This window comes from Pseudomonas sp. LBUM1662 (genome assembly GCF_059695915.1).
Window position 1 is genome coordinate 2,387,667 of sequence record NZ_CP166793.1, and the last position, 22,661, is coordinate 2,410,327.

The window sequence follows — 22,661 nt, forward strand, 5'->3', positions numbered from 1 at the left end:
CCGGATTCTACCCACGCTCCACGGTTGCCTAATTTTGAAGTTCAACCGTTTCTGGGGGACGCATGCTGCAGAATATCAGGGACAATTCACAAGGCTGGATTGCCAAGACCATTATCGGGGTCATCGTTGCACTGATGGCTTTGACCGGTTTCGACGCCATTTTTCAGGCCACTACCAGCCGTAATGATGCGGCCAAGGTCAACGGCGAAGAAATCAGCCAGAACGAGCTGAGCCAGGCGGTCGATATGCAACGCCGTCAGCTTATGCAACAGCTGGGCAAAGACTTCGACGCTTCCTTGCTCGACGAAAAAATGCTGCGCGAATCGGCCCTCAAAGGCTTGATCGACCGCAAACTGCTGCTGCAAGGCGCAGAAAAATCGAAATTCGCTTTCTCCGAAGCGGCTTTGGACCAAGTGATCCTGCAAACGCCTGAATTCCAGGTCGATGGCAAGTTCAGTCCTGAGCGTTTCGACCAAGTGATTCGTCAACTCGGCTACAGCCGTATGCAATTCCGCCAGATGCTGGCTCAGGAAATGCTGATCGGTCAGCTGCGCGCTGGCCTGGCGGGTAGCGGTTTCGTCACCGACGCACAGGTTCTGGCGTTCGCCCGTCTGGAAAAACAGACCCGCGATTTCGCTTCCCTGAACGTCAAGGTTGACCCGGCAGCAGTGAAGCTGACCGACGATGAGGTCAAGGCCTACTACGACGAACACGCCAAGGAGTTCATGACGCCGGATCAGGTGGTCATCGACTACCTGGAATTGAAGAAGTCTTCCTTCTTTGATCAGGTCGCCGTCAAGGACGAAGACCTGCAAGCGGCGTATCAGAAAGAGATCGCGAACCTGTCCGAGCAACGCCGGGCTGCGCACATTCTGATCGAAGTGAACGACAAGGTGACCGAGGCGCAAGCCAAGGCCAAGATCGAAGACGTTCAGGCGCGTCTGGCCAAAGGCGAGAAATTCGAGGCGCTGGCCAAGGAGTTCTCCCAGGATCCAGGTTCGGCGAACAACGGCGGTGATCTGGGCTACGCAGGCCCTGGTGTCTACGATCCAGCATTCGAAACCGCGCTGTATGCGTTGGCCAAGGATCAGGTGTCGGCACCGGTTCGCACTGACTTCGGTTTCCACCTGATCAAACTGTTGGGTGTTGAAGCGCCGGAAGTTCCGACGCTTGCCAGCCTTAAAGACAAGCTGACTCGCGAGCTGAAAACCCAGCAGGTCGAGCAGCGTTTCGTCGAGGCGACCAAGCAATTGGAAGACTCCTCGTTCGAATCGTCTGATCTGGCCCAGCCGGCGCAGGACCTGAAGCTGACCGTTCACACCTCCAAGCCGTTCGGCCGCGAGGGTGGCGAAGGTGTTTCGGCCAACCGTGCCGTGGTCACCGCAGCGTTCAGTCCTGAAGTGCTGGATGAAGGTGCCAACAGCACCGCCATCGAACTGGACCCGGAAACAGTGATCGTGCTGCGCGCCAAGGAACACTTGAAGCCTGCACAACTGCCGCTGGAAAGCGTCAATGCCAGCATTCGTGCGCAGTTGGCCAAGGAACACGCCAGTGCTGCCGCCAAGACCAAGGCTGATGAGCTGATCGCCAGCCTGCGCGACGGCAAGACCCCACTGGACAAGGCGATTGACGGCCAGAACTGGAAAGTCACCGCAGCAGCGACGCGCGCTCAGGAAGGGGTTGACCCAACCGTGCTGCAAGCGTTGTTCCGCATGCCTAAACCTGCCGCCAAGGACAAGCCGACTTTCAGCAGCGTGACCCTGGCCGATGGTAGCCTGGTGATCGTGCGCCTGAACGGCGTGAACGAAGCAGCAGCGCCGACCGATGAAGAGAAGGCTCAGTACCGTCGCTTCCTCGCCTCGCGCATTGGCCAGCAGGACTTTGCGGCCTACCGCAAACAGCTGGAAAGCCAGGCCGAGATCAAGCGTTTCTGATGCTTGACTGAGTTGCCCGTTCCACAAAGACCCCGGCCGAAAGGCCGGGGTTTTTTATGCCTGCAATTCCGGAATGGAATGCGATCAGAAGGTGGGAGCGGGCTTGCTCGCGAAGGCGCCATCACATTCAACACCAATGTTGACTGACAGGCCCGCCTTCGCGAGCAAGCCCGCTCCCACAGGGGATCCTTTGCTGTAGCCCCGAACGGGACTTTTTCCCGTAACTGACAGTCAGTAGACTTGTAAATGTTTTAAGACACTAATCGATGCTCCGCTAAGCATCGATCTGTTGCACAATACGCCCCGGATCGTTTTCCTCAGGATGTTCAATGTTTAAATCAATTCCCATGCGTGTTGCCGGGCTGGCGCTGTTGCTGGCCACTGTTGCCGGCTGCTCGTCGAAGAAAGCCCCCATCTATGAGCATGAGAACTTCGATGACTCCGGGACGTTTTCGCGCAATTACCCGGTGACTGATGCGCAGACGTGCGAAGCCGCCCGTCGGGCGTTGCTCAGCCAAGGCTACATCATCACCAGCGCCGACCCGAAACTGGTAAGCGGGCACAAAAGCTTCCAGCAGACCGGCGAGACCCACATGGAGATCAGCTTCAGTGTGGTCTGTGCCGATGACGGCAGCGAAGGGCATCATGCGACCATGTTCGCCAACGCCCTGCAGGACCGCTATGCACTGAAGAAGACCAACAACTCCGCCAGCGTTGGGGTGGGTGTGCTGGGTTCGGTGTCGATGCCGATCGGCTCGTCCGACGATTCGATGGTCAAGGTTGCCAGCGAGACCGTCTCGTCGGCCAAGTTCTATGAGCGTTTCTTTGCGCTGGTGGAGTTGTTCCTGCCGCCGGAAGCGAAGAAGGCTGCGCACATTCCCGAGAAACCCAAGACCGACCTGGGCATGCCTGAGGCCAAGGCAGCTCCGGCGCCTTTAGCCCCAACGCCGGCACCGGCTGCGGAGCCCGCGCCAGCACCTGCGGCTGAACCTGCTCCAGCCCCTGCTGCCTCGGAGCCTGTCGCACCGCCGCCTGAAACAGCGCCGATCACCCCGGTTGAAAACCCGGCACCGGCTCCGTCCTCGGAAACCGTTACGCCACCGCCGCAATCCAGCCTTCCGCCACCGAGCGAGCCTATTTCGGCCATGCCTGCCACTAACCCGTAATCGGTATACATTTCGGGATCGTGTCAGATGACACCGTTCCCGAAATGGCTTTTGGATTGATCCGCGTCAACCCGGGCTGTAGTCCTACAGCCTCTATCGAAAAAATCCTGTGATAAATTCCTGACCGCCTGCTACGTTTTATAAGTAGCCGCTGAGCGGTATGCCCGCGTCATTTTTCTTTCATGCGGGCACTTTATGCTCAAGGCGTTGGTCATTTATTCAGGCATTTTTAAACGAGCGGTAGGGGGATTTCACAATGGACGATTATCAAGAAGAGCTGCTCGAGTACCAGGCGTTTGAACTGGACCCATTGGAACCGGCGGAAGACGCTACAGAGCTGTAAAAATCACGCGGATTGGCGATGACTGCGGCGAAACTCGCCGGGTGTCTGGCCGTTCCAGCGTTTGAAGGCCCGCTGGAAAGCTTCGGCAGAGGCAAAACCCAGCAGGTAGGCGATTTCACCGAACGCCAGTTCCGTGTCGCGAATGTAGGTCATGGCCAGGTCGCGGCGGGTGTCGTTGAGAATTGCGCGATATTGCGTGCCTTCCTCGGCGAGTTTGCGACGCAAGGTCCAGGTCGGCAGCTTCAGGCGTGCCGCCACTTCTTCCAGGTCGGGTTCCCGGCCCCCATTGAGCAACGGCCCCAGCAACTGAGTGATGCGTTCACGCAGGCTGCGGGTGCGTGTCAGCTGCTCAAGTTCCCGTTCACAGAGTTGCAGCAAGTGTCGCCAGGTACTTGGGCAGTGTTCAGGGTTGCGCTGGGCGAGACTGGCCAGACTCAGGCGCAATTGATTCTGTTCAGCGCCGAACTGAATTGAGCAATCCCCCAGCGCGGCATACGCCTCACGATAATCCGGTTCGGCAAACTCGATCTCGATCCGTTCGGCGCGTAGCGGAGCAGGGCTCACGCTGGACAATTGATGTAACCACCCGGCGATGATCGAATCCACCACGAAGCGGTTGTAAGCGTTGTAAGGGCTGATGGAATAGAAGCGCAGCCACGCGCCCTGAGCGTCTTCATGAAAGCTCGATTGGCCACGATAGTTGGAGCCATACAAGGCTTCAAAGCGAATCAGGCAGCGCGCCGCTTCTCGAACCGTCGGTGCCTGGGCGGCGGTGACCCCGGCCAGACCGGCCTGACTCAGACGACTGAGCTGACCCATGCGCAACCCCAGCGCCGGGTCGTCGGTCAATTGAATGGCACCGTGGCCCAGGCGCATGTAGCGCGGGATCGACAGCCGGGCTCCCGCTTCGGCCAGGCGCGCTGCATCGAGGCCGTATTGCTCAAGCAGAGGCTGCGGGTCCACACCGTGGCTGCGCACGGCATCGGCCAGGCTGTGAACAAAGCCCACCGACAGATCCCCAAGGCGCATCGGCAGCGGTTTCATGGGCTACAGCCAGAGGTTCAGCAACCGCGCGCCACGGGCGTTGCCGTCGGCGAACTGTTGCCCGTTGTTGCTGAGAAAACTTTGGCCTGCGCTGCCCTTGTCCCAGAACTGACCGCGCAGGAACACGCTCATGCCGGCAATGGCCTGGCTGCTGGGAGGTTGGCCGGTCAGTGTCAGGCGATGCCAGGCCTGACCTTCACTGAGTTCACCAGCCTTGAGGCTGACGGAGCCGGGCGTCGACAAGCCCTTGTAACCCCGCCACGGTTTGTCCCAGGTGTCGCGGCCGACGACATACGCGGGGACAGCCACCAGATGGGCGCCCTGGGCGTCGAGTTTGCGGTAGTTGTCCGGGTACCAGCTGTCGCTGCCGATCAGTACGCCCAGGCGACCGGCCGGCGTGTCGACGACGTTGAGCGTATGCTCGCCATTCGCCTCGATGACGTCATGGTCAGCAAACACCGGATGCATCTGGCGTTGCGGCTGGCCGATCGGCAAACCGTCTCGACCAAATACCACGCTGCTGTTGTACAACGCACCGCGGCCGACTTTCAGCGTGCCATCGATGATGCTCGGCTCGGGCAGCACAATCGTGCCCGCCACCAGGGTGACGTTGAACGTCTTCGCCAGCCCGCCGAACAGTGCCTGATAATCCTTGGCCATGCCTTTGGCCTTCATTCGCAAGTGAGCGTCGTCGAGACGGCTTTCGCCCTTGGCGCTGATCAACGCACGGACGAACTGCACGGGGTTGCTCACCGCCAGCCAGTTCATCGCTTCATTGAGGGTGGTCGCTTGGTACAGCTCATCTTTCTCGCCGCTGACCATCAACCAGGTGCCGATGTGTTCGGGCAGCACGACGACGGTCTTTTCATTCAGCAAGCCCTGGTCCTGGGCTTGCTGCAAATAGGCCGCGAGCTTGCGGTGCAGGCGTTCGGGGCTCTGATAGTCGGTGGGGAACAACTCGGGCTGGATGCCCAGCAGATTGCCGCGATCGGCGGGCGTGCCTTGATCGACCGCGAGGTGGATGCGCAGGTCCGACAGGTAATGACCCACCGGACGGTCCGCGGCCCACATGGCGTAGGTCGTCAGGGCGGCAATCAATGCCATGGAGAAAGTCAGGTACAGAAGTTTGCGCATGGGGAAACAGTCGACAGCCGTGTGCAGGGTTCGCGACTAGGGTAGGGCGCATGCCGGCGCTTGCCAAGGGGCGCTGCACATTTGGATCAATAAGTTGTCAGTTTCGGTCATTGAGTGACACGGACGCGACTCTTAGTCTGTCCAACATGACTGACGGGGGCCGAAGAGCTCCTGCATATTTTCCGTGATCGCTCGATGTGGAGTTACAAATGGCCGCCGCTCATTACCCGCACCTGTTGGCCCCGCTGGACCTGGGTTTCACCACGCTGCGCAACCGCACCCTGATGGGTTCGATGCACACCGGTCTGGAAGAGAAGCCCGGCGGTTTCGAACGCATGGCGGCGTACTTCGCCGAACGTGCTCGCGGCGGTGTCGGCCTGATGGTCACCGGTGGCATTGGCCCGAACGATGAGGGCGGGGTGTATTCCGGTGCGGCCAAACTGACCACCGAGGAAGAAGCGCTCAAGCACCAGATCGTCACCCGTGCGGTACACGAGGCGGGCGGCAAGATTTGCATGCAGATCCTCCACGCCGGTCGTTATGCCTACAGCCCGAAACAGGTCGCGCCGAGTGCCATTCAGGCGCCGATCAACCCGTTCAAGCCAAAAGAGCTGGACGAGGAAGGCATCGAGAAGCAGATCAGCGATTTCGTCACCTGCTCGACCCTGGCGCAAAAAGCCGAGTACGACGGTGTCGAGATCATGGGTTCGGAAGGTTATTTCATTAACCAGTTTCTCGCGGCCCACACCAACCACCGCACCGACCGTTGGGGCGGCAGCTACGAAAACCGTATGCGCCTGCCGGTGGAAATCGTCCGCCGCGTGCGCGAAGCGGTCGGCCCGAACTTCATCATTATTTTCCGACTGTCGATGCTCGATCTGGTGGAAGGCGGCAGCAGCTGGGAAGAGATCGTGACCCTGGCCAAAGCCATCGAGCAGGCAGGCGCGACCATCATCAACACCGGCATCGGCTGGCACGAAGCGCGCATTCCGACCATCGCCACCAAGGTGCCGCGTGCGGCGTTCAGCAAGGTCACGGCCAAGCTGCGCGGTTCGGTGAACATTCCGCTGATCACCACCAACCGCATCAACACCCCGGAAGTGGCCGAGCAGATTCTGGCCGAAGGCGACGCCGACATGGTGTCCATGGCGCGGCCGTTCCTCGCCGACCCGGATTTCGTCAACAAGGCAGCCGCCGGTCGTGGCGATGAAATCAACACCTGCATCGGCTGCAACCAGGCATGCCTGGATCACACTTTCGGTGGCAAGTTGACCAGCTGCCTGGTGAACCCGCGCGCGTGCCATGAAACCGAGCTCAACTACCTGCCCGTGCAGCAGATCAAGAAAATCGCCGTGGTCGGCGCCGGTCCAGCGGGCCTGTCCGCTGCCACTGTGGCGGCCGAGCGTGGGCATTCGGTGACGCTGTTTGATTCGGCCAGCGAGATTGGCGGCCAGTTCAACATTGCCAAGCGTGTACCGGGCAAGGAAGAGTTCTTCGAGACCCTGCGTTATTTCAACCGCAAGCTGCAGACCACCAACGTCGAGGTGTGCCTGAACACCCGTGTCGACGTGGCGAAACTGGTGGAGGGCGGTTACGACGAAATCATCCTGGCCACCGGCATCGCCCCGAGAACTCCGGCGATTCCCGGGGTTGAAAACGCCAAGGTGCTGAGCTACCTGGACGTGATCCTCGAGCGCAAACCGGTCGGCAAGCGTGTCGCGGTGATTGGCGCGGGCGGTATCGGTTTCGACGTATCGGAATTCCTCGTTCACCAAGGCGTGGCCACCAGCCAGGACCGCGAAGCGTTCTGGAAAGAGTGGGGCATTGATACGCATCTGGAAGCGCGCGGCGGTGTCGCCGGCATCAAGGCTGAACCGCATGCGCCAGCGCGTGAGGTGTTCCTGCTTCAACGCAAGAAATCCAAGGTGGGTGACGGCCTGGGCAAAACCACTGGCTGGATTCACCGGACCGGTTTGAAGAACAAGCAGGTGCAGATGCTCAACAGCGTTGAATACCTGAAGATCGACGATGAAGGCCTGCACATTCGCATCGGCGAAACCGGTGAGCCGCAGGTGCTGCCGGTGGACAACATCGTGATCTGCGCCGGGCAGGATCCGCTGCGTGAATTGCAGGATGGCTTGGTTGCCGCAGGGCAGAACGTGCATCTGATTGGTGGCGCGGACGTGGCGGCGGAGCTGGATGCCAAACGCGCGATCAACCAGGGTTCGCGGTTGGCTGCCGAGTTGTAATCCGCAGGTCGAGCGTGCCAATGGCTTTCGCGGGCAAGCCTCGCTCCCACAGGGGTTTTTCGTCGGTCACACAATTCGTGAACAACGCGGACCTGTAGGAGCGCGGCTTGCCCGCGAAGGCATCCTCAAGGCTGCTAAGATGCCGGCTATTTACCGCAGAGCCGGCATCGATGCTTCTCCCCCCCAACAACTGGCTACCCCAAGCCCCGCTCCAACCCCTGCACCTCGACTGGCTCACCGCAGCCAACGTCGAAGTCGCCATCCTGCGCCTCGACCAGATCGATCCGCTGATCAGCGGCAACAAGTGGTTCAAACTCATCGAACACCTCAAAGCCGCTGACCAGATCGGTGCCCACGGCATCATCAGCCTCGGCGGTGCGCATTCCAATCACCTGCACGCACTGGCCGCCGCCGGCAAACGCTTCAATTTCAAAACGGTCGGCCTGCTGCGCGGTCATCCGCAGGAAACGCCGACGGTGAAGGACTTGCAAGCGTTCGGCATGCAGCTGCACTGGCTGGGTTATGGCGGGTATCGCGCGCGGCATGAACCAGGTTTCTGGCTGCCCTGGCAGGCGCAATATCCCGACCTGCATCCGGTGCCCGAAGGGGGTGGTGGTTTGCTGGGGGCGCGGGGCTGCATGCCGTTGAAGGCAATGGTCCTTGAGCAACTGGGCAACCTGGGCTGGAGCGATTACGACGGTTGGTGGCTGGCCTGCGGAACGGGCACGACCCTGGCCGGTCTGGCGCTGGCCGAGGCGGGTGAACATTCGGTGTATGGCGCGCTTGCAGTGCCGGACGATCATGGCGTGGCGCAGCAGGTTGAATCGATCCTGCAAGAGGCCGGTTTGCAGCATTCAGCTTATGAGCTGTTCGATGCCAGCCGCGGTGGATTTGCCAAAGTCGATCCGCAGTTACTCGACTTCATCGAACAGACCGAACTGTCCAGCGGCATCCCACTTGAACCGCTGTACACCGGTAAAGCGCTGTTGATGCTCAAGCAGCACGTCGAGGCTGGAGCATTCGCCAGGGGAACGCGCCTGATCTTTATCCACTCCGGCGGCTTGCAAGGCCGGCGTGGGTTTCAATGAGCGGCGTTCACCCACGCTTGGGCATCATCCGCAGCAGTGTGTTATCACCCACAACATAGTGGTGATAAATCCCCGCCACCGCATGCAGGCCGATCAGCCAATAGCCGATGGTGCCGCCCAGCACATGCCAGCCCTCGATTTGCCTGGCCAGTGCCTTGTCTTCCGAGACGAGCAACGGCAGATCAAAGCCATAAAACATCACCTGATGCCCCTTGGCGCTGGTCACCAACCACCCGAGAATCGGCATCGCAATCATGAAAATGTACAACGCCCAGTGCATCAACCTGGCGAGCATGGTTTGCCAGTGCGGCGAGGCGGGGAAGATTTGCGGCGCGGGGCCCAGGCTGCGTGCGAACAGCCTCAGCCAAACCAATACGAACACCGTCAAGCCGAGCATGAAATGCGATTCGGTGATCAGCGTCCGGCCACCGCTGCCTTTGGGGAAGACCCCGCGAAATTCGATACAGGCGTAAACCAGCGCCAGCAACACCAGCATCAACCAATGCAGCGTGATCGACACGGTGCTGTAGCGTGAGTCGGAATTCTTCCACGGCATACGGTGTTCCTCACAGGTCGGCCACCGTTCTTGGTCGACGGTGTTCTCTAACTGTAATCCGTTTCGCAGGGTTTGCCTGAGGTGATCGATCTCCGAATGCTCTGGTTCAGGTAATAGACAGAAAAACGCACGCCCCCTGTAGGAGCTGTGTAGGAGCTGTCGAGTGCAACGAGGCTGCGATCTTTTGATCTTGATCTTGATCTTTAAAAATCAAAGTCAAAAGATCGCAGCCTCGTTGCACTCGACAGCTCCTACACAGCTCCCACAGGGGCTGTGCGTCTTTGGATCAGCTGCTTTGCGGCATCTCGCCCTTGGCCAGACGCTTGTTGATGTCGGCGATCACTTGCGGCAAGTCGGTGATGGTGTCGATCATGTAATGCGGCCGCGAGCCTTCGAACATCGCGTGGATGCGCTTGCGTTCACTGTCGAGCTGGTCGCTGCCAAGGGCGCGGAAGCCTTCGTAATCCAGACCCAGCGCGTTACCGGAGCAGATCAGCGCCACGGTCCACATGCCGGCGCGGCGACCTTCGAGAATGCCCGGCACGGTGTCATCGATCTTCACGCAGGCCGCGACGTCGTCGATGCCCAGTGCAATCACGTTGGCCAGGGCCTGAGCCGGCCATGGGCGGCCGTTCGGCACTTCGTCGGTGGCGACCACGTGGTCGGCGACGTAACCGTTGGTGGCGGCCAGTTCGACCACCTTGTCCATGACCTGTTTCGGGTAGCCGGAGCAGGAGCCGATCTTGATCCCTTGCTGACGCAGGTTGGCGATGGTGTCGAGTGCGCCCGGAATCAGCGCCGAGTGCTCGGCGATTTTCTCGATTTGCAGCGGCATGAAACGTTTGTAGATGGCGGTGACGTCATCGTCGGTCGGCGTGCGGCCGAACACCTTGCGATAGCGCTCGGCAACTTCAGGCTGATCGCACAGGGTGCGGATGTGGTCCCACTTGCCCATGCCCATCGGCCCGCGGGCTTCTTCGATGGAGACCTGGACGTCGAACTCGGCGAAGGCTTCGACAAAAATCTGCGTCGGTGCGAACGAGCCGAAGTCGACCACGGTGCCGGCCCAGTCGAGGATGGCGGCCTGGAGTTTGGTTGGGTTGGTGTAGTTCATGTCTTGAATTCCTTTGTAGGAGCGAGGCTTGCCCGCGAAGAACGATAATTCGGTGTGCCTGAAGGACAGCGTCGTCTGCATTCGCGGGCAAGCCTCGCTCCTACAGGATCAGCGGTGTCTGCTCATTCAGATTTCGAGGACTTCCATCTCGCGCAGCACTTCGGCCACCGCGGCCACGGCCGCGTGCATCTCGGCCTGGTCGACGTGTCCGATGCAACCGACGCGGAAGGTCTCGACCTGGGTCAATTTGCCGGGGTAGAGGATGAAACCCTTGGCCTTGACGCGTTCGTAGAATTCCTTGAACTGGTAGCGCGGGTCTTTCGGCGCGTGGAACGTGACGATGATCGGCGCCTGGATCGCAGCGGGCAGGAAGCTGCGCAAGCCGAGTTTGGCCATGTCATCGAGCAGCACCTGGCAATTGTTGGCGTAGCGCTGATGCCGGGCCGGCAAACCGCCTTCTTCGTTGTATTGCAGCAGGGCTTCGTGCAGTGCGGCGACCACGTGGGTCGGCGGGGTGAAGCGCCATTGGCCGGTCTTGGCCATGTAGGTGTGCTGGTCGTACAAATCCATCGCCAGGGAGTGAGAGTTGCCGGCCGCGTTGGCCAGTGCGTCTTTGCGAGCGAAGACAAAACCCATGCCCGGCACGCCTTCCAGGCATTTGCCCGAGGCGGCGATCAGCGCATCGAAGGGCACCTGTTGAGCGTCGACCGGCAAGGCGCCGAAGGAGCTCATGGCGTCGATGATCAGGCGTTTGCCGTGTTGCGCGATGACGTGGGCGATTTCCGGCAGCGGGTTGAGGATGCCGGTGCTGGTTTCGCAGTGAATCAGCGCGACGTGGGTAATGCTGGTATCGGCGCGCAGCAGGCGGTCGACGTCGGCGGCGGTGGTCGGTTCGTCTTCGGCGGTTTCGAAGGTGCTGAACGGGCGGCCGAGCACTTCGCAGATTTTCGCCAGGCGTTTGCCGTAGGCGCCGTTGATCAGCACCAGCACTTTGCCGTCGCGGGGCACCAGGGTGCCGATCGCCGCTTCGACGGCGAAGGTGCCGCTGCCTTGCAGGGGCACGCATTGGTGGCTGTCGCCGCCGTTGATGATCACCAGCAAATGCTCGCACAGGCTGGCGGTCAGTTGATTGAAGCGGTCATCCCATGAACCCCAGTCGACCATCATCGCCTGGCGGGTGCGGGCCGATGTGGTCAGTGGGCCGGGGGTGAGCAGGATTGGCTGGGCAGTGCTCATTCTTGTGTCCTCGCAAAAGCTCTCTGTGGGATGAAGCTACGGGACATAAATTGCAATTTCAGGTGCTATCAATCAAATTGTTTGTTGTTATGCCAGCCATCAGTGAGAGTTATCCATGAACCTGTTCCAGCTTCGAGCGTTCGACGCCGTGGCCCGCGAAGGCAGCTTCACCCGCGCGGCCGAGCGGCTGTTCATCAGCCAGCCGGCGGTCACCGGACATATCAAGGCTCTGGAAGAACACTACCAGATCACCTTGCTGCGCCGCACCGCGCGACGCGTTGAGCTGACGGAGGAGGGCACCAAATTGGCGGCCATCACCCGGGCGATGTTCGGCCTGGCCGAGGAAGCGCAAGTGCTGCTGGAAGCGAATCGACAGTTGCTGACCGGGCGCCTGGAGGTGGCGGCGGACGGGCCGCACATGGTGATGCCGATGCTCGCCAGCCTGCGTGCGCGGTATCCGGGGATCACGGTGAATCTGCGTTTGGGCAATGCTCAGGAAACGCTGGCGGCGTTGTTGTCCGAGCACGCCGACGTGGCGGTATTGACCGAGGTGGAGCCGCGCAAAGGCCTGCATCTGCAAGCGTTGAGCGAGTCACGGATTTGCGCGCTGGTGCCTGACAGTCATCCCTGGGCCAAGGCGTCCAAGGGCGTGAAGCTCAAGGAGCTGGATCAGGTGATCATGGTGTTGCGTGAACCGAGTTCGATTACCCGGCGGACATTCGATGAGGCTTGCGCGGCGGCGTCGGTTAATCCTCGGGTGTTGCTGGAACTGGACAGTCGCGAGGCGGTGACCGAGGCCGTCGCGGCTGAGTTGGGGGTTGGCGTGGTGTCGTCGGTGGAGGTCAGTCATGACCCGCGGGTGGCGGCGGTGCCGATTCTGGGTGAAGGGCTGGTTAACCGGCACATGATCGGGTGCATGGAGCGGCGGCGGGATTTGCGTTTGATTCGGGCGTTTTTTGAGTTGGCGCCTGCCCGATAGACCGAGGTGCGGCCTTCGCGGGCAAGCCTCGCTCCCACAGGTTTTGCGTCGTTCACAACATCTGCGGCAAGCACAAATCCCTGTAGGAGCGAGGCTTGCCCGCGAAGGGGCCGGACCTGCCTACACAAGACTCTCCCACAGGTTTTGCGTCGTTCACAACATCTGCGGCAAGCACAAATCCCTGTAGGAGCGAGGCTTGCCCGCGAAGAGGCCGGACCTGCCTAAACAAGACTCTCGCGAACCATCTCCAGAAACGTCGCCACCACCCGCCGCGAACTCTGCTCGCGCAAGCACACCAGCGTCTCCGTCAGGCGTCGTGTGCAATCGGTAATCGGCAATGCACACACCCGCGAATCCGCGCCAAACTCGGCAGCGGACACCACGCCCACGCCGATGCCCACGACCACCGCCTCACGCGCCGCTTCCCGACCTTCAACCTGTATTGCCGGGCGAATGGAAAACCCGGCCCCGGCCATTTCCTCTTCCAGTGTCTGGCGCGTCACCGAACCGATTTCCCGCAGCACCAGAGGTGTGTCGTGCAAATCCGCGAGGCAGATCGATTCGCGATCCGCCCACGGATGATTGCGTGAAACGAAGGCCACCATCGGGTCGTTGCGCAGTGGCAGCGAGATCAGCCGCTCGTCACTCACCTCCCGGCCGAGCAACGCCAGGTCAGCCTGATAGTTGAACAGGCGAAACAGTGATTCGTCGGTGTTGCCGGTTTCGATTTTCACGCTGATGCCGGGGTAGCGTTCACAGAAGCGCGCAATCTGCGGCAGCACATGCACCGGCGCATCCACCGCGAGAATCAGGGTGCCGGTCTGCAAGGCCCGAGAGTCATGCAAGAGCTCCTGCGCCTCGGCTTCGATGACGAACAAGCGCTGGGTAATGCTCAACAACCGATCACCCAGATCCGTCAGGCGCACAGAGCGTTTGTTGCGGTGGAACAGCAGCACACCGAAGCGTTCTTCGAGCTTGCGCACTTGGTCGGAAATCGCTGGTTGCGTGAGAAAAAGCCGCTCGGCGGCTTTGGTAAAGCTTCCGTAGACGGCCACGGCGTGGAAGGCTTTGAGCTGGGCGTGGGAAACCGACATCGAAACCTCCAGTAACAAGCTGAACTTGTTTTGGAAATACGATAAGTCGATTTCACTTATTAATCAGTAATTGTTTTTATCAACCTCAGCCCTGGTGACTGGTCAGTCGAACCTCATCGGCGGCCATGAGCCTGTGCGTGCAATGGCGGGCCTCATCTGACTGGTATCGCCTCAGGGAAACAGCGGTATCGAAGTGCTCAACAATAAAAAAACAGGCGTTATTTCTCAATTTCTGCCGGCACACTCTCACCCTGAGGTCGGAACCAAAATGAACAATTCCATCGGCACCATCAAGCGCTGGCGTGTGCAGATTTTCGCGATCACCTGGCTCGCCTACGCCGCTTTCTACTTCACCCGCAAAGCCTTTTCCGTGGCCAAACTGGGGATCGCCGAAGACCCCACCTTCATGCTCGACAAAATGGCCATGGCCAACCTCGACGCTCTCTACCTGACCGCCTACGCCTTCGGTCAATTCACTTGGGGCATCCTCGCCGACCGCTTCGGCCCGCGGGTCGTGGTGCTCGGCGGGTTGCTGATTTCTGCGGCGGCCGCCCTGGTGATGGGCAACTTCGCGACGTTACCGATTTTCGCCACCTGCATGCTGATTCAAGGCCAGGCGCAGTCCACCGGATGGTCGGGGCTGTGCAAGAACATGGGCAGTTTTTTCCCGGCCCAGCAGCGCGGAAGGGTGCTGGGGCTGTGGAGTTCCTGCTACGCCTTTGGCGGCTTGGTGGCTTCGCCATTTGCCGGTTGGTGGGCGTATACGCTCATCGGCAGCTGGCACGCGGCGTTCATTTCCAGTGCGGCGGTGGTTGGGCTGGTCGCCGTGCTGTTTTTTATTTTCCAACGCAACAAACCGGAAGACGTTGGCTTGCCAGCGGTGGAACCGGAGCCGGAGCTGACAACGGAAGAGGCTTACGCGCAAAGCAAGATCAGCGTGCTGGAGCCGTTAAGGGAAATCCTGCGCAACCGTACGGTGCTGATCCTGGGCCTGGCGTACTTTCTGTTGAAACCGGCGCGCTACGCGATTCTGCTCTGGGGGCCGGTGATCGTCTTCGAGCAGATGCCCTCGGTGGGCAAGGTCGGCGCGGCGATCATTCCGACTGCCTTCGAACTGGCCGGGCTGCTGGGGCCAATCCTGCTCGGTCTGGCCTCGGACAAACTGTTCGGCGCCCGGCGCATGCCAGCCTGCGTGATCAGTCTGTTGGCACTGACTGTTTCCCTGGCCTTGTTCATGGGCGCCCTGCACACCGGCAGCGTGTTGTTGGTGGTGGCGCTGCTGTTCGTCATGGGCCTGACTCTGTACGGACCGGACTCGATGATCAGCGGCGCGGCGGCGATTGATTTCGGCACCGCCAAGGCGGGCGCCACGGCCGCCGGGTTCGTCAACGGTTGCGGCTCGGTCGGGGCGATTCTCGGCGGCTTGCTGCCGGGCTACTTCGACTCGGTCACCGTGTTCATCGTCTTCGCCGGCTGCGCGCTGTTCTCCGCCCTGGTGCTGATCCCCCATTGGAACAGCCGTCCGGCTGGCCTGCTGATCAACAGCGCTTTCGTGCCCAACCAGGCAATGACCGTAAAACCCCTGCGTACCTGAGGCAAAACCGATGAGACCTTTCTGGCTGGAACAGGCGCTGGAGGCCGAATCCTGCGTGCCGTGCGAACCTTTGGTTCGTAACAGGGCGCCGGCCGCGGCATCTGGATGTGCGTCTGGCCAGGTTCGCGGCGGCGGCAGGCAAGGCTGACAAGGGCTGATCAGTCCTGGCGGTTGACCAGCCAATCGAGCAGCAGACGGCCATCGCTGCGTGGCTGGCGAGCGAGTCGAGGTGCTGGCGGGTGGCTCGCCGCCGTGCACAGCACCGGACGATCCGGGTCGCTGTCGAGAAAACTGATCAGCACCTCGGTCCCGGCGAGCGGCAGCCTCGACGGATCAATCCGACCGTCCGCCGCTGCGAGCGCTACGGGTAGCCACAGGCCGGTGGATTGATCGTCATCGACCTGCTCGGCGGGCCACAACCGAACCTCTATCCGCCCCTGTGCATCCAGCACCGCCGGTTGCCCGGCAGGACCCAGCACTCGCGCCGGCTGATAGCCCGCAATGCTCGGTCTGGCCTGTGTCAGCGCGGGGCGGAACACCGTTGACCACGGGATGGCGCTGAATTGGTTGCTGTAACGCCGGGTCATGTCGAAGGTGTCCTCGGCGAGTATCGACGGCTGTTGGCCCTGATGCTGGATGTCGGTGAGTAGCCACTGGTCGTTGAAGTTCGCGATGGGATGTTCCGACACTTGCACGATGCATCCACTGCGCAAATTACTGTGGTTGCTGTGCCCCTGTATCTGTCGATGCCGGCAGCGCAAACGTTCCAGTATTCGCCGGCTGAGCTGTTCGCGGTCGAGCTGTTGCGGGACGGGGTGCGTGGCAAGCGGGGGCGAGGCGTGACGCTGGAACAACTCACTGATCGCCGGTGCGTGGGTGCGATGAGGTGATTCGTCGTAAAACGGCATCAACAGCGGTTCCTGGGGAAAGCTCAGGCTGTCCTCCGCCAGCACCAGCACATGGCCGTCGCGCTGATGTTCGAAGTGATAGTGGATGCCTTCCTCTTCGCAGAGCCGTTGCAGGAACGCCAGGTCGGTCTCCTCAAACTGAATGCAAAACGGTCGCACCGGATAGCGCCCGTTCGGCAGTTCAAAACGGTAGCTGTGTTCGGGGATCGCGTTTTCGGTGAGCAACTGGCGCAGGAGGGCGGGCACGTCGAGTTGATGAAAGACCCGACGGCAAGGGTGCCGGTCCAGTTGTTGAAGCCAGGGCACCAGCACCAGGTTGTAGCCGATTCGGTGCGGGCCACGATACTCGCGACTGACGGTGTGCAAGATGCCGTGAATGCCGGTTATACCCCCCAGGCTCAGGAACGCCGGTTGCTGCAGCAAGCGCTCGAGGTTCATGGCCGGTGCCAGGCCGATCACATCGATCTCGAAACGATAGGGCTGGTTGAGACTTTCGCGGCCACTGAACTGCAACACTTGCAGACTCAATTCACTGTCCAGGAGGGTCAGGGTGTAGGGACTTTCCTTGTCGTTGTGCATCGAACGCGCTTCTGCCATGGAATATGGGCGCAGAGGGTACGAAACCACGGCCCTTTATAGTCACCGCAAATCGCCTTTTCAGAATCGCCCTACAAGCGCTGGTGAAGAAGTCGATTGGTCATGCCGCTTGGCCGGGTGGAATTTTTGGTCGATTGCCAACTTTAGGCCGTATAAACTTGGCGCCATGCGTCGGCCAATAGATGTCTCGGCGCCACAGATCAAGAGAGTGAGTAATGGGCGCACAGTGGAAGGTTAAACACAAAGAAGCGGCATCTAACGCCAAGGGCAAGATCTTCGGCAAACTGGTGAAAGAAATCACCATTGCTGCGCGTAACGGCGCCGATACTGCCACCAACGCTCACCTGCGCCTGGTGGTCGAGCAGGCCAAGAAAGCCTCGATGCCCAAGGAAACCCTGGATCGCGCGATCAAGAAAGGCGCGGGCCTGTTGGGCGAAACCGTGCAATACCATCGCGTGACCTACGAAGGTTTCGCCCCGCACCAGGTGCCGTTGATCGTTGAATGCGTGACCGACAACATCAATCGCACCGTCGCGGAAATCCGCGTGGCCTTCCGCAAGGGCCAATTGGGTGCTTCCGGTTCGGTGGCGTGGGACTTCAACCATGTGGGCATGATTGAAGCGTCCCCGGACAGCCCTGACGCCGATCCGGAAATGGCCGCGATCGAAGCCGGTGCCCAGGATTTCGAGCCCGGAGAAGAAGAGGGCACGACCCTGTTCCTGACCGAGCCTGGTGACCTGGACGCCGTTCAGAAAGCGCTGCCTGAGCAAGGTTTTACCGTGTTGGCGGCCAAGCTGGGTTATCAGCCGAAAAACCCGGTGAGCGGTTTGACCGATGAGCAGATGGCTGAAGTCGAGGCGTTCCTGGAAGGCCTCGATAACCATGATGATGTGCAGGATATGTTTGTTGGTTTGGCCGGCTAAGCATTCCAATATTGACGGCTTTGTTGTCTGACAGGCCGTCTTCGCGAGCAAGCCCGCTCCCACATTGGTTTTGTGTCGTACACATAATTTGTGACCGACATAGATTTATTGTGGGAGCGGGCTTGCTCGCGAATGACCGCGCAGCGGTCACCGGATATCAAGCAATCCCAAAATCTCACTGAACCCCGGCCGCGCCAGCACCTGCGGCTGACAGCAACGCCGTTGCAATTCCTCCAGCCGCACACGCCCGTCATCACTCAGCCCCGAGTCGATCCGCTCCAGCAATTCCCCCAGCAACACCCCAAACGCCCGCACCTCAATGCGTTGCAGCGCTCGGCTCTCAAAGCTGTCGGACGTCGCATGGAAAGACGCCGCGCCAAAGTCGCCCAACAGGCACTCACCGTGCTCGTTGTACAAAATATTGTGGCCGTAGAGATCGCCATGGGTGATGCCCTGGCGGTGTAAATGCGCGGCCACCGAGGCGATGCCGCGGGCCATGCGCAGCGCCACGTCAGCACTGAATCGGGTGGCATCGGCATAGACGTCACGGGTGCAGGACGCCAGGCTCGGCAGCCCGGCGAGATTGCGGTAGCTCGGGTCGATCAGTTGCATCACCAGCCCGGCCTGCTGTTCGGGATGCCCGACGATGCGGCCTTCGACCCGGATCAGATTGGGATGAATGCCGGCGGTGATGCAGGCGTTCATTTCGTGCAGCGGTGAACCATCGCTGGTCATTTCACCTTTGTAGAGTTTGACCGCGACCTGCGTGGCCGGTGGGCCTGGTCGTTGCCACGTGGCCCGATGAATCACCCCCGAAGCGCCTTCGCCCAGTTGTTGCTCCAGGCGCAGTTCGGACCATGGGATGCTCGCCGTGGCATCGAGGGCCGCCGCATCGGCTTCGGTTTCCAGCGGGTTCCCGGCGTAGGCCAGCCAGGTCAGGCTCGGCAGGGTCAGTAGCCACTCGGGCAGTTCGGTCAACTGATTGGCCGCGATGCGGATCAGTTCGAGTTGATGGCAGTGGCTCAGGCTATCGGGCAGGCCGTGCAAGCGATTGCCGGCGAGCATGAGTTTTTGCAGGTGTGGGCGACGACCCAGCTCGGCGGGCAGTTCACGCAGGCGGTTATCGGTCAGGATCAGCCAGCGCAACAGCGGCGGCAGTGCAGCGGCGGGGACCGTTTCGATGGCATTGGCCTTGAAACCGATCATCGTCAGCGCGGCGCATTGGCCGAGGCACGCGGGCAGTTCGGTGAACTGGTTGTCCGAGCAAAACAGCACGCGCAAACGGGTCAGGCGATGCAGGTCGTCCGGCAGGCGACTCAAGGCGTTGCCGCTGAGGTTGAGCACTTCCAGCGAGTCCGCCAGGTCGAAGATTTCGCGTGGAAATTCGGTCAGGCCGCAGGCCAGGTCCAGACGGGTGATGCCTGTCAGTTGACCGGCGCGCAGTTGGGCGAGGGTATCCATGGGCGGGTTCGCTATTGATCGAGAGGAGGGCGCGGGGCCCTGGAAATGGGCGACATGATAGCGGGAAAGGTGGGTTGCCTGTGAGGCCGCCTTCGCGAGCAAGCCCGCTCCCACAGGTGACCGAGTTGCCTGGGCGGACGCGGACTCATGTGGGAGCGGGCTTGCTCGCGAAGAGGCCGGCTGCCACACCGAGGACCTTTGATCAGACCACTCCCTTTACTTCCACCAACTGCCCCAACCGACTCCGCGTACGCGCAAAGTCAATCGCATCGCCCCCCAGGCTTTCGCGCAACGGCTGCTCACCGAGCAACGTCAGGTGCTTGTCCTGATCGTACAAAACGTCGATCAAGTTGATGAAACGCTGCTGCGCCGCCATCGAACACGCTGCCAGGTTGGGCAGATCGTCGATGATCCAATAATCGAAGCGCCGGCACAGCTCCAGGTAATCCATGACCGCGGTGGGGTGTTCGCACAGGTCGTCGAAGGTAAAACCGATGGTGCGTCCTTCGCAGCGTCGCGCTTGAAGGTGCCGTGCACCGACCGGTAGCTGCTGGGCCGGAGTGCCACGTTCGGGCAGGTTCAACGCCAGACGTTGCGCCACGGTGCCCGGCCAGACGTACCGCCCCTGAGTAAACACCTGATGCGCGTGCGTTTTCATCTGGCTGCGGTAGTCATGGGGCTCGCCGACTTCCATGACCTGCATGCGCGCATGGATCAGGTCGATCACCGGTTTGAATCGCGCGTGGTAGAGCGGGTTGGGCAGTAAACCTTCCGGCGGATAATTGGAGGTCACCAGCAGCAGAATGCCCCGTTGGAACAACGCCTTGAACAGCCGCGTGATGAGCATTGCATCGCCGATGTCGTGGACGTGGAACTCGTCGAAACACAACACGCGGCAGTCGCTGAGCAGCTCATCGAGGGTGACCGCCAGCGCATCGGGCTGATCACGGTGAGTGAACATGCCCTGGTGCAGCCGGGCAAAGAACTGATGGAAGTGCAGGCGCTGTTTTGCCGGGATCGGGATGGCCTGGAAAAAGCCGTCGAGCAGCCAGCTCTTGCCGCAACCGACCGCACCATGCAGATAGAGGCCAGGCAGTGTTTTTGCTGATGGGCCGAGCAGGACAGTGGCGTGCTGCGCCATGCGGTCGATCACGCGCTGCTGGCTGTGGCTGAGGGTGTAACCCTGGGCGTGGGCCTTGTGGCGGAAGTAGTCGTGGATCACTCGACCGGACGCACTGGCTGGCGCAGCCGATACCTTGCCGAACAAGCGGCGAAGCGAGGGCCAGCGCGGTGTGAGTCGCGAACGGTTGGGCGGTCGAACAGCCACTGTGAGGTCACCCCGTAATCGTCAGGCAGGCTGCCCGAGCTGCGGCGGCGTAGTGTAACCAAAGGCTGAATTTGCCTGCCAGTGCTGTCGATGAATGACGGCCATATCTCAACAAAACTCTGCGGGTTGTATAGATTTTTAACCCGTTATACCGGTGTTTTCCAGCCAAATCCCGGTAAAAAACGCCCGTCGCAGGAGGCATTGACGATCATCGGCTGGCGAAATTCGGGTCCATTGCTACCCTGATGTCTAGTAGCCACCCCACACAAGGAATGGGGCCGTGAAAGGAATTCAGGTGTTGGCAATTATGGGTGTGGCGCTCAGCGCGCAAGTGTTCGCCGCCGAACTTCAGGTCGATGTGCGCATCGACGTGCAGCGTGGTTGTCAGGTGATCGGGCAGCAACACCGCGCAGGAATCGAGCAACTGGGCGTACTCGACTTCGGCAGTACCGCGCGGCTGGATGACCCGGCCGGCCCCCTGGGCGCGGCGCTGATGAATGAGCGACTGCCACGGCTCGAATGCAACCCCGACACCCCTTATCAATTACGCGTCGATGGCGGCCTGCACGGTGGCGTCGGTGACGTGCGTTACATGGCGGGTTCCGCCGGCAGCAAACCCATCCCTTATCGGCTCTACCAGGACCCGGCGCGGCTGATCCCGCTGGCGGTGAATGTCCCGGTGAGTGGCCGCGTGCCGGATTCCGGCTCAGTGGATTTGCCCTTGTTTGCCCGTATCGAACGGCTGGCGGAGATTCCCCGGGTCAGCCGCTATTCAGACGTGGTGAAAGTGACGGTCACCTGGTAACGAGGAGTGGGGGCGCCATGAAAAACAGGCACTGGACGGTGATCGCCGCGAGCTTGCTGGTTCTGCTGGCCGAAGACGCGCAAGCCGCAGTCAGCGGGCAGATTCATGCGCGGCTGACCATTACCTCCGGGTGCGAAGTCACCAACGACGCCGACCCCGGCAGTGCTGCCGGCGACTCCGGCATGCTTGATTTCGGCCAGCAAGGTCCGACCTGGAATCGTCCGATCAACGCCAGACTGGACGATAACGGTAACGGCACGCTGAACGTCGCGTGCAATCCGTCGGTCACCGGGTTCACCGTCACCATCGATGGCGGCGCCCATGGCGACGGCACGACCCGACGCCTGAGCAATGGCAGCCAGACCATCCCTTATCAATTGTTCCTCGATGCGTCCGGAAACCAGCGCTACAGCATCGGCCAACAACACAATTTCGCTGTCACCAGCGGGGCCCGGATACCGATCCCGGTATTTGGCTCGGTGGTGGCGAATACCCGTGCGCTACCGACCGGCGTCTATACCGACACCCTGACGGTGACGCTGGATTGGTAACCCCGTAGAGGACGGACACCATGAACATGCTTGTATCAAGGATAGGTTTGTCATTGCTCGGCCTGACGCTGGCGTCCAGTGCCCATGCCGCGACCACGGTCACCGGCCAGATCACGTCCAGCCTGATTCTGACCAACAGTTGTCAGGTCAACGGTGCCGGCGGTTCCAGCGGCTTGAACTTCGGTGCGTTGAATTTCGGCACCGAAAACAGCCTGTTCACCACGGCCAATGCGCAAGTGCTGGGCGGCGGGGGCGGGGCGTTGTCGATCCTCTGTTCCAGCGGCACCACGCCGGCGGTGAAGGTCCGGGCGGGCGCCCATGACGGACTGTCTACCGGCGGTACGCGGGCACTGGCCGATGGCAGTGGCAACTACGTGCCGTATGACTTGTACACCGACTCCGGGCATTCGCAGATTCTGGCCATCGACGGGGTGATCAACCTCGCGACCAGCACCGGCGTGGCGCAGACCGTGAACCTCTACGGTAAAGCCGTGGGCAAGGCCGGGCTGCCGGCCGGCACCTACACCGACACCGTTGCCGTCGAACTGACGTTCTAGC

Annotated in this window: 19 protein-coding genes and 1 pseudogene; 11 read left to right on the plus strand and 9 right to left on the minus strand. The window is 60.9% G+C overall.

Features of this window, described 5'->3' with window-relative positions; genetic code table 11:
- Positions 1 to 62: 62 nt before the first annotated feature.
- Together ACA049_RS10805 and ACA049_RS10810 are read left to right on the plus strand one after the other, a co-directional pair.
- Positions 63 to 1,934 (plus strand): SurA N-terminal domain-containing protein, encoded by a 1,872-nt coding sequence (locus ACA049_RS10805; RefSeq protein ID WP_497335268.1) that lies wholly within the window; start codon positions 63 to 65, stop codon positions 1,932 to 1,934.
- 329 nt (positions 1,935 to 2,263) lie between these two features.
- Positions 2,264 to 3,100 carry a DUF2242 domain-containing protein gene (locus ACA049_RS10810; RefSeq protein ID WP_497335270.1) on the plus strand — a complete coding sequence of 279 codons (837 nt, stop codon included), beginning with the start codon at positions 2,264 to 2,266 and terminating at the stop codon, positions 3,098 to 3,100.
- A gap of 346 nt (positions 3,101 to 3,446) precedes the next feature.
- Here ACA049_RS10810 and ACA049_RS10815 read toward each other — a convergent pair whose 3' ends face one another.
- The gene (locus ACA049_RS10815) at positions 3,447 to 4,487 is read right to left on the minus strand and encodes an AraC family transcriptional regulator (RefSeq protein WP_497335272.1); all 1,041 of its coding nucleotides are present in this window, start codon (positions 4,485 to 4,487) and stop codon (positions 3,447 to 3,449) included.
- A 3-nt stretch (positions 4,488 to 4,490) separates the two neighbouring features.
- A complete protein-coding gene (locus ACA049_RS10820; RefSeq protein ID WP_497335274.1) occupies positions 4,491 to 5,621 on the minus strand; it encodes a carbon-nitrogen hydrolase family protein in 1,131 nt (376 codons plus the stop codon).
- A 209-nt stretch (positions 5,622 to 5,830) separates the two neighbouring features.
- Here ACA049_RS10820 and ACA049_RS10825 point away from each other — a divergent pair, with 209 nt between their 5' ends.
- On the plus strand, positions 5,831 to 7,870 hold the full coding sequence (locus ACA049_RS10825) for an oxidoreductase (RefSeq protein ID WP_497335276.1): 2,040 nt from the start codon (positions 5,831 to 5,833) through the stop codon (positions 7,868 to 7,870).
- 170 nt (positions 7,871 to 8,040) lie between these two features.
- Entirely contained in the window at positions 8,041 to 8,958 is a 918-nt protein-coding gene (locus ACA049_RS10830; RefSeq protein ID WP_497335278.1) for a 1-aminocyclopropane-1-carboxylate deaminase/D-cysteine desulfhydrase, read from the plus strand.
- A 7-nt stretch (positions 8,959 to 8,965) separates the two neighbouring features.
- Here ACA049_RS10830 and ACA049_RS10835 read toward each other — a convergent pair whose 3' ends face one another.
- From ACA049_RS10835 to ACA049_RS10845, 3 genes are all read right to left on the minus strand, one after another.
- Entirely contained in the window at positions 8,966 to 9,514 is a 549-nt protein-coding gene (locus ACA049_RS10835; RefSeq protein WP_497335280.1) for a cytochrome b, read from the minus strand.
- Between the two features lie 286 nt (positions 9,515 to 9,800).
- The gene (gene phnX, locus ACA049_RS10840) at positions 9,801 to 10,628 is read right to left on the minus strand and encodes a phosphonoacetaldehyde hydrolase (RefSeq protein WP_497335282.1); all 828 of its coding nucleotides are present in this window, start codon (positions 10,626 to 10,628) and stop codon (positions 9,801 to 9,803) included.
- Between the two features lie 126 nt (positions 10,629 to 10,754).
- On the minus strand, positions 10,755 to 11,864 hold the full coding sequence (locus ACA049_RS10845; protein WP_497335284.1) for a 2-aminoethylphosphonate--pyruvate transaminase: 1,110 nt from the start codon (positions 11,862 to 11,864) through the stop codon (positions 10,755 to 10,757).
- A gap of 115 nt (positions 11,865 to 11,979) precedes the next feature.
- Between ACA049_RS10845 and ACA049_RS10850 the strand changes: the two genes are divergently transcribed.
- Positions 11,980 to 12,843, plus strand: coding sequence for a LysR substrate-binding domain-containing protein (locus ACA049_RS10850; RefSeq protein ID WP_497335286.1), 864 nt, complete (start codon positions 11,980 to 11,982; stop codon positions 12,841 to 12,843).
- Between the two features lie 221 nt (positions 12,844 to 13,064).
- On the opposite strand, the gene ACA049_RS10855 is transcribed toward ACA049_RS10850, so the two are convergent.
- Positions 13,065 to 13,937 (minus strand): LysR family transcriptional regulator, encoded by an 873-nt coding sequence (locus tag ACA049_RS10855; RefSeq protein ID WP_497335288.1) that lies wholly within the window; start codon positions 13,935 to 13,937, stop codon positions 13,065 to 13,067.
- A gap of 268 nt (positions 13,938 to 14,205) precedes the next feature.
- Between ACA049_RS10855 and ACA049_RS10860 the strand changes: the two genes are divergently transcribed.
- The gene (locus ACA049_RS10860; protein ID WP_497335290.1) at positions 14,206 to 15,531 is read left to right on the plus strand and encodes an MFS transporter; all 1,326 of its coding nucleotides are present in this window, start codon (positions 14,206 to 14,208) and stop codon (positions 15,529 to 15,531) included.
- 83 nt (positions 15,532 to 15,614) lie between these two features.
- Positions 15,615 to 15,689, plus strand: a pseudogene (locus ACA049_RS10865) (hypothetical protein); the annotation flags it as partial.
- Here the strand turns inward: ACA049_RS10865 and ACA049_RS10870 are convergent.
- Positions 15,690 to 17,018, minus strand: a complete 1,329-nt coding sequence (locus tag ACA049_RS10870) for a type VI secretion system Vgr family protein (protein WP_497335292.1) — start codon at positions 17,016 to 17,018, stop codon at positions 15,690 to 15,692. It abuts the pseudogene before it with no gap.
- A 233-nt stretch (positions 17,019 to 17,251) separates the two neighbouring features.
- On the opposite strand from ACA049_RS10870, the gene ACA049_RS10875 reads away from it, so the two are divergent.
- The gene (locus tag ACA049_RS10875) at positions 17,252 to 17,959 is read left to right on the plus strand and encodes a YebC/PmpR family DNA-binding transcriptional regulator (RefSeq protein WP_497335294.1); all 708 of its coding nucleotides are present in this window, start codon (positions 17,252 to 17,254) and stop codon (positions 17,957 to 17,959) included.
- 147 nt (positions 17,960 to 18,106) lie between these two features.
- Here ACA049_RS10875 and ACA049_RS10880 read toward each other — a convergent pair whose 3' ends face one another.
- Positions 18,107 to 19,420 (minus strand): leucine-rich repeat-containing protein kinase family protein, encoded by a 1,314-nt coding sequence (locus tag ACA049_RS10880; RefSeq protein WP_497335296.1) that lies wholly within the window; start codon positions 19,418 to 19,420, stop codon positions 18,107 to 18,109.
- 202 nt (positions 19,421 to 19,622) lie between these two features.
- Complete coding sequence (zapE, locus tag ACA049_RS10885; protein ID WP_497335298.1) at positions 19,623 to 20,747, minus strand: cell division protein ZapE; 1,125 nt, start codon at positions 20,745 to 20,747, stop codon at positions 19,623 to 19,625.
- A 307-nt stretch (positions 20,748 to 21,054) separates the two neighbouring features.
- Between zapE and ACA049_RS10890 the strand changes: the two genes are divergently transcribed.
- The 3 genes from ACA049_RS10890 to ACA049_RS10900 are packed head-to-tail and all read left to right on the plus strand — an operon-like array spanning position 21,055 to position 22,660.
- The gene (locus tag ACA049_RS10890; protein ID WP_497336817.1) at positions 21,055 to 21,552 is read left to right on the plus strand and encodes a Csu type fimbrial protein; all 498 of its coding nucleotides are present in this window, start codon (positions 21,055 to 21,057) and stop codon (positions 21,550 to 21,552) included.
- 17 nt (positions 21,553 to 21,569) lie between these two features.
- Positions 21,570 to 22,103 carry a Csu type fimbrial protein gene (locus tag ACA049_RS10895; RefSeq protein ID WP_497335300.1) on the plus strand — a complete coding sequence of 178 codons (534 nt, stop codon included), beginning with the start codon at positions 21,570 to 21,572 and terminating at the stop codon, positions 22,101 to 22,103.
- A 20-nt stretch (positions 22,104 to 22,123) separates the two neighbouring features.
- Positions 22,124 to 22,660, plus strand: a complete 537-nt coding sequence (locus tag ACA049_RS10900; RefSeq protein ID WP_497335302.1) for a Csu type fimbrial protein — start codon at positions 22,124 to 22,126, stop codon at positions 22,658 to 22,660.
- Position 22,661 lies beyond the last annotated feature (1 nt).